Consider the following 6,251-nt stretch of genomic DNA (forward strand, 5'->3'; position numbering starts at 1 on the left):
AGTTGATGACCGCGCTTCTGATTCCGTTAATCGGGCGATCCGGCCGGATTTGCTCTACGATGAGCGCACCAACACATCGCAAGGAGTCAGTCCCATGACGGTCGCCTCACTTACGCGCGGTATCGATCACGTCGGACTCACGGTGCGTGATCTCACGCAGACGAAGGACTTTTTCGTCGAATGTTTAGGCTGGAAGCAGGTTGGAGAAAAGCCGGATTATCCAGCTGTTTTCGTGTCCGACGGGCATTTGCTGGTGACGCTCTGGCAGCGCAAGAACGAAGACAATCCCGTCGATTTCGACCGGCGATCGAATGTCGGTCTGCATCATCTCGCGTTGCGCGTGGAGAGTGAAGACGCGCTGAACGAGATCACCGATCGCATCTCCAGGTGGCCCGGCGCGAAAGTGGAATTCGCGCCCGAATTGCTAGGCAAAGGCCCGAAAAAGCACGCGATGATCTTCGAGCCTGGCGGCATTCGTCTGGAGTTCGACTTCGCGCCGGGTGCGTAGGACCAAACGCCGTGGACCGCCTCGAAGCCATGACGATGCTGCTGACGGCCGTGGAAAAAGGCAGCCTTTCCGCCGCCGCACGCGATCTTCAGATTCCGGTGCCGACGCTGACGCGCCGAGTCGGCGAACTGGAAGCGCAACTCGGCACGCGGCTGCTGACGCGCACCACGCGCAAACTCACGCTGACCGATGCGGGGCTGGCGTATGTATCGGCGGCGCGGCAGATTCTTGCGCTGGTGAAAGAGCAGGAACGCGAGGCGACGGGCGAGTTCACCACGCCGCGCGGCGATCTCGTGATCACGTCGCCGGTTACGCTGGGACGCACGCATGTGATGCCGGAAATCATCGACTTTCTCGCGGAATTTCCGGACATCAATATCAAGCTGATGCAGTCGGACCGTAATGTGAATCTCGTCGATGCGCATGTGGATCTTGCCGTACGCATTGGTCATTTGCCGGACAGCGGCATGATCGCCACGCGCGTTGGTTCCATGCGTATCGTGATGTGGGGGAGTCCTGAGTTTCTCGAGCGCCATCCAACGCCCACGCATCCTGACGCACTCGTGGATTTACCGACCATTGTCTTCAACGGACCGATGCTCTCGCCCGGCTGGCGCTTTCGTCTGCCTGAAACAGGCGATTTCACCACCATCGCAGTGAATCCGCGCTTGCAGGTCTCCGCGCCCGATGCCGCCGCGCATGCCGCGATTCGCGGTGTCGGCATCACGCAACTGCTGCACTATCACATCGCGGATGCAGTGGACGCGGGCACGTTGCGCATCATCATGACCGAGTATGAATGCGAGGCAGTGCCGATTCATCTCGTGCATGTCTCGCGCAATCTGATGCCGCTTAAATTAAGGCGTTTTATCGATTTCGCGGTGCCGCGTTTGCGCGCCTCGCTGGCGAGATACAGCGCGCCGATGGCGGGAGACAAGCGTAGCGCGGCGTGATCGAGGCAAGCTATGATCGCGTCATGCCACTTACTCACGATCCCGCGTTGCACGATCTGCGCGTCACGCGCATCGGCTTTCTGCTGCTCGACAACTTCTCGCTGATCGCGCTCGGCACGGCGGTCGATCCGTTGCGCATCGCGAATATGGTGGTTCAGCGTGACGTGTACGAGTATCAGTTGATCGGCACCAACGGCGATATCGTGCGATCCAGCGACGGCATTCGCGTGATGCCCGACATCGCCATATCGCAAGCCGGTACGTTCGACGCCGTGTTCGTCGTCGGTCCCAATCCGATTCCGCGCAAGGGCATTGGCGCGATCATGGACTGGCTCCGCTTGCAGGCGCGTAACGGCACCGCGTTGGGCGGCCTCGATACGGGCAGCTACTTTCTCGCGCGCGCGGGTCTGCTCAACGGTTATCGCTGCACCATTCACTGGGAAGATCAGGACGTGCTGCTCGGCCAGTTCCCGAAGCTCACGGTGTCCAATCGTCTTTATGAAGTCGATCGCGATCGCTATACATGCAGCGGCGGCGTCGCGCCGCTCGATCTGATGGTGCATTTGCTCAGCATGCCGCCCGGCAGTCCGACGCTTTCTGCGCGCGTGCTCGAACTGCTGCTTGCAGAACGACGTGGACATGAAGAGCGGCAGGTTACATCGCTCAGGCAATACATTGGCCGCGAACACGCTAAGCTGGACGAAGCATTGCAGGTGATGGAAAGCAATGTGGAAGAAACACTGAGCGTGGCTGAAATCGCATCGTTCGTGCAGGTGTCGCAACGGCAACTCGAGCGATGGTTCAGCGAGCGTTTAGGCAAGACGCCCGCGCAGGCGTACCTTGAAATAAGGCTCTTGCGCGCGCGGCAACTGCTGTATCGCACGGCGCGTCCGCTCGAAGAAGTGTGCGCGCGTACAGGTTTTACATCGCTTACGCATTTCTCCACGCGCTACAAAGCGCACTTCGATATTTCTCCGATGGCCGATCGCCGTCGCTATCAAAAAGCCCTTTAAATAAGCCGTACGAGCGTGCTTTGCACGGTTTTTGTGCGAGCTTCGTGCGAAGTTCGTGGTTAACCCTCGATGTCGAAAACAGAGAGTTCAACGTCGATTCGGGAAATGTTCCAAAGCAGGAGACTCCTAACATTCGCTCACACCGACTGACTTTTTACGAAGGAGACGAGCGAATGAAAATGGAGAACCTTATCAAGATCGAGAACGGCGAAAAGGCCAAACATACGTTCTCCGATGCGGAATACGCGAACCGTCAAGGCAAGCTGCGCGATCTGATGGCCCGCGAGAATATCGATGCCGTGTTGTTCACGTCGTATCACAACATCAACTACTACGCGGACTTTTTGTATTGCTCGTTCGGCCGTAAATACGGGCTTGTGGTGACGCCGAAAAAGGTCGTGTCGATCTCCGCGAATATCGACGGCGGTCAGCCGTGGCGTCGCACCGTGGGCGATTACAACATCGTCTATACCGACTGGCAGCGCGACAACTTTTTCCGCGCGGTGCAGGGCGAAATCGATAATAAAGGCCGCGTTGGTCTGGAGTTCGATCAGTTGCCCGTCGAAACGCTGGCGAAGCTGAAAGCCGCCTTGCCATCCGTCGAATTCGTCGATATCAGCGCGCAGACCATGCGTATGCGCATGATCAAATCGGCGGAAGAAATCGACGTTATCAAGCACGGCGCGAACGTGTGCGATGTTGGCGGCGCAGCGCTCGCGGCAGCGGTGCACGAAGGCGTGCCCGAGCACGAAGTCGCGCTTGCATCGACACAAGCCATGGTGCGTGAGATAGCGAAGCGATTTCCGAACTCCGAACTAATGGACACGTGGACGTGGTTCCAGTCCGGTATCAACACGGACGGCGCGCACAATCCGGTCACCACGCGCCGCGTGCAGAAGGGCGACATTCTGAGCCTCAATTGCTTCTCGATGATCGCGGGCTATTACACCGCGCTCGAACGCACGATGTTTTTCGATCACTGCTCCGATGCACATCTGCGTCTGTGGAAGATCAATGTCGAAGTGCACGAAGCGGGTTTGAAGCTCATCAAACCGGGCGCAAGTTGCGGCGATATCGCAAACGAACTGAACAAGATCTACGCCGAATACAACGTGCTGCAATACCGCACCTTCGGTTACGGCCATTCCTTCGGCGTGCTCTCGCACTATTACGGGCGCGAAGCCGGACTCGAACTGCGCGAAGACATCGACACCGTGCTCGAACCGAACATGGTCGTGTCGATGGAACCGATGATCATGTTGCCGCAAGGCTTGCCCGGTGCAGGCGGCTATCGCGAGCACGACATTCTCGTCGTCGGTGAGAAGGGCGCGACGAATATCACCGGTTTCCCGTACGGGCCGGAGAAAAACATCATCGCGGGCTGAGCTTCCATTCATACACGAAGTCCGCGGCTTGTTTTGCGGGTCGCGGACGCTCAAGACGAGGCATCCATGTATTCGAAGGAACAGACGATCGCCGGATTCGACCCCGAACTCTCGGCGGCGATGAAAGGTGAGCGGCAACGTCAGGAAGACCATATCGAACTGATTGCATCGGAGAACTATGCAAGTCCGCGCGTGCTGGAGGCGCAGGGTTCGGTGCTGACCAACAAGTATGCGGAAGGTTATCCGGGCAAGCGCTATTACGGCGGCTGCGAACATGTCGATGTGATCGAAACGCTCGCCATCGAACGTGCCAAACAATTGTTCGATGCAGCATATGCCAACGTTCAGCCGCACAGCGGATCGCAGGCGAATGCCGCGGTTTATCTTGCGCTGCTCACGCCCGGCGACACGATACTTGGCATGAGCCTCGCGCACGGCGGGCATCTGACGCATGGCGCGAAAGTATCGTTCTCGGGCAAAGTGTTCAACGCGGTGCAATACGGTGTGAACGCAGAAACCGGTTTGATCGACTACGACGAAGTGCAGCGCATGGCGTCGGAGCATCGGCCGAAGATGATCGTCGCAGGCTTCTCCGCTTACTCGCGCGTGCTGGATTTCAAGCGCTTTCGTGAGATTGCGGATAGCGTGGACGCGTATCTGTTCGTGGATATGGCGCACGTCGCGGGACTCGTCGCAGCGCGTCTTTATCCGAATCCCGTGCCGTTTGCGGATGTGGTCACCACGACCACGCACAAGACCTTGCGCGGCCCGCGCGGTGGTTTGATTCTCGCGCGGGCGAATGCCGATATCCAAAAAAAGCTTAATTCGATGGTATTTCCCGGCACGCAAGGCGGCCCGCTTATGCACGTGATCGCTGCAAAAGCGGTGGCTTTGCGCGAAGCACTCGGCGATGAATTCGTCGCGTATCAAAAGCAAGTCATCGCAAACGCGCGTGCAATGGCGAGCGTCTTCATCGAACGCGGTTATGCAATCGTCTCGGGCGGCACCGACGATCATCTTTTTCTCGTCGATCTCGTGAATAAAGGCATCACCGGCAAAGACGCCGATGCCGCGCTCGGACGCGCACATATCACCGTGAACAAAAACGCTGTGCCGAACGATCCGCAATCGCCGTTCGTGACCAGCGGCATACGTATCGGCACACCGGCGATCACCACGCGCGGCTTCGATACAGACGATGCGAAGCTCACCGCATCGCTCGTATGTGACGTGCTGGACCATCTGGGTGATTCGCATACCGAAGCAAGCGTACGCGAACAAGTCGCGAAGCTATGCCGGCGATTACCGGTCTACAAGGGCATCTGACGTAGTCACTTCAAGGGAGAGGACACGAGATGAAACAGAGCGTCAAGATAGGCGAGCTGGCGTTGATCGCATGCAAGCCCCTTCGCAACCTGTCGGGAGAACGTAAATGAACACGCTCAGCAGTTCAGCTTCACTCAGCGCAGAACCCGCTCTTGCCGATCCGAAATTGCTGAAGCGTGCCGCATGCGCGAGCTTTATCGGCAACTTCGTGGAATGGTTCGATTACGCGTCGTACGGCTATCTGGCGACGATTATCGCCGTCGTGTTCTTCCCGAAGTCCGATGGCGCGACCGGCCTGCTCGCCGCGTACGGCGTGTTCGCGATCTCGTTTATCGTGCGGCCACTGGGCGGCATCGTATGGGGCCACGTAGGCGATCGGATCGGGAGGCGCACGTCTTTGTCCCTGTCCATCCTTATCATGTCCTTGTCGACGTTTCTGATCGCGTTGCTGCCCACTTACGCGCAGGTCGGTGTCCTCGCACCGGTGCTGTTGTTGCTGGTGCGCGTGGTGCAGGGCTTCTCCGCATCAGGCGAATACGCGGGCGCGGCGGCTTTTCTCGCGGAATATGCGCCGGATAACAAGCGCGGCATCTATACGAGCATCGTGCCCGCGAGCACGGCGGCGGGCCTCTTGTTCGGCTCGCTGCTGATCGCGGTGATGCATGGCGTCATGACGAGCGAGCAGTTGCATTCCTTCGGCTGGCGCTTGCCGTTCCTGCTCGCCGCGCCCTTCGGACTGATCGGTCGATACATCCGCGTCAAGCTCGAAGACACGCCGCATTTCAAGGCGATGGAGCAGAGCCAGCACGATACGCGCGCGCCGTTTGCGGAGTTGATGGCGAAGCATCGCATGAAGATGCTGATTGCGTTCGGCGCGACGTGCCTGAATGCGGTTGCGTTCTATCTCGTGCTGAGCTATATGCCGACGTATCTTTCCACTGAGATGGGCATGAGCGAAACCGCATCGTTCATTGCGGCGACGATATCGCTTGCGGCCTATATCGGCCTGATCTTCGTGATGGGCGCGCTGTCGGATCGCGTGGGGCGAAAGTCGATGCTGATCGGC

6 protein-coding genes are annotated in these 6,251 nt (G+C 58.5%); all 6 read left to right on the plus strand.

Going from position 1 to position 6,251, the window contains the following annotated elements; translation table 11 throughout:
* Nucleotides 1–94: 94 nt before the first annotated feature.
* A complete protein-coding gene (locus tag P7F28_RS03160) occupies nucleotides 95–508 on the plus strand; it encodes a VOC family protein (protein WP_277182997.1) in 414 nt (137 codons plus the stop codon).
* An 11-nt stretch (nucleotides 509–519) separates the two neighbouring features.
* Entirely contained in the window at nucleotides 520–1,461 is a 942-nt protein-coding gene (locus tag P7F28_RS03165; protein ID WP_277182989.1) for a LysR substrate-binding domain-containing protein, read from the plus strand.
* A gap of 23 nt (nucleotides 1,462–1,484) precedes the next feature.
* On the plus strand, nucleotides 1,485–2,474 hold the full coding sequence (locus P7F28_RS03170) for a GlxA family transcriptional regulator (protein WP_277182990.1): 990 nt from the start codon (nucleotides 1,485–1,487) through the stop codon (nucleotides 2,472–2,474).
* A gap of 173 nt (nucleotides 2,475–2,647) precedes the next feature.
* Nucleotides 2,648–3,859 carry a M24 family metallopeptidase gene (locus P7F28_RS03175; protein ID WP_277182991.1) on the plus strand — a complete coding sequence of 404 codons (1,212 nt, stop codon included), beginning with the start codon at nucleotides 2,648–2,650 and terminating at the stop codon, nucleotides 3,857–3,859.
* A gap of 66 nt (nucleotides 3,860–3,925) precedes the next feature.
* Complete coding sequence (gene glyA / locus P7F28_RS03180) at nucleotides 3,926–5,185, plus strand: serine hydroxymethyltransferase (RefSeq protein ID WP_277182992.1); 1,260 nt, start codon at nucleotides 3,926–3,928, stop codon at nucleotides 5,183–5,185.
* A 106-nt stretch (nucleotides 5,186–5,291) separates the two neighbouring features.
* Nucleotides 5,292–6,251: MFS transporter (locus P7F28_RS03185; protein ID WP_277182993.1), on the plus strand; the 960-nt coding region annotated here is incomplete at its 3' end.

It is taken from the genome of Caballeronia sp. BR00000012568055, assembly GCF_029439455.1.
Lineage (GTDB): Bacteria > Pseudomonadota > Gammaproteobacteria > Burkholderiales > Burkholderiaceae > Caballeronia.

Bases quoted from the DNA above. Each gene is read 5' to 3' on its own strand.
- P7F28_RS03160 (WP_277182997.1), top strand. From the start codon at position 95: ATGACGGTCGCCTCACTTACGCGCGGTATCGATCACGTCGGACTCACG.
- P7F28_RS03175 (WP_277182991.1), top strand. From the start codon at position 2,648: ATGAAAATGGAGAACCTTATCAAGATCGAGAACGGCGAAAAGGCCAAA.
- P7F28_RS03170 (WP_277182990.1), top strand. From the start codon at position 1,485: ATGCCACTTACTCACGATCCCGCGTTGCACGATCTGCGCGTCACGCGC.
- glyA (WP_277182992.1), top strand. From the start codon at position 3,926: ATGTATTCGAAGGAACAGACGATCGCCGGATTCGACCCCGAACTCTCG.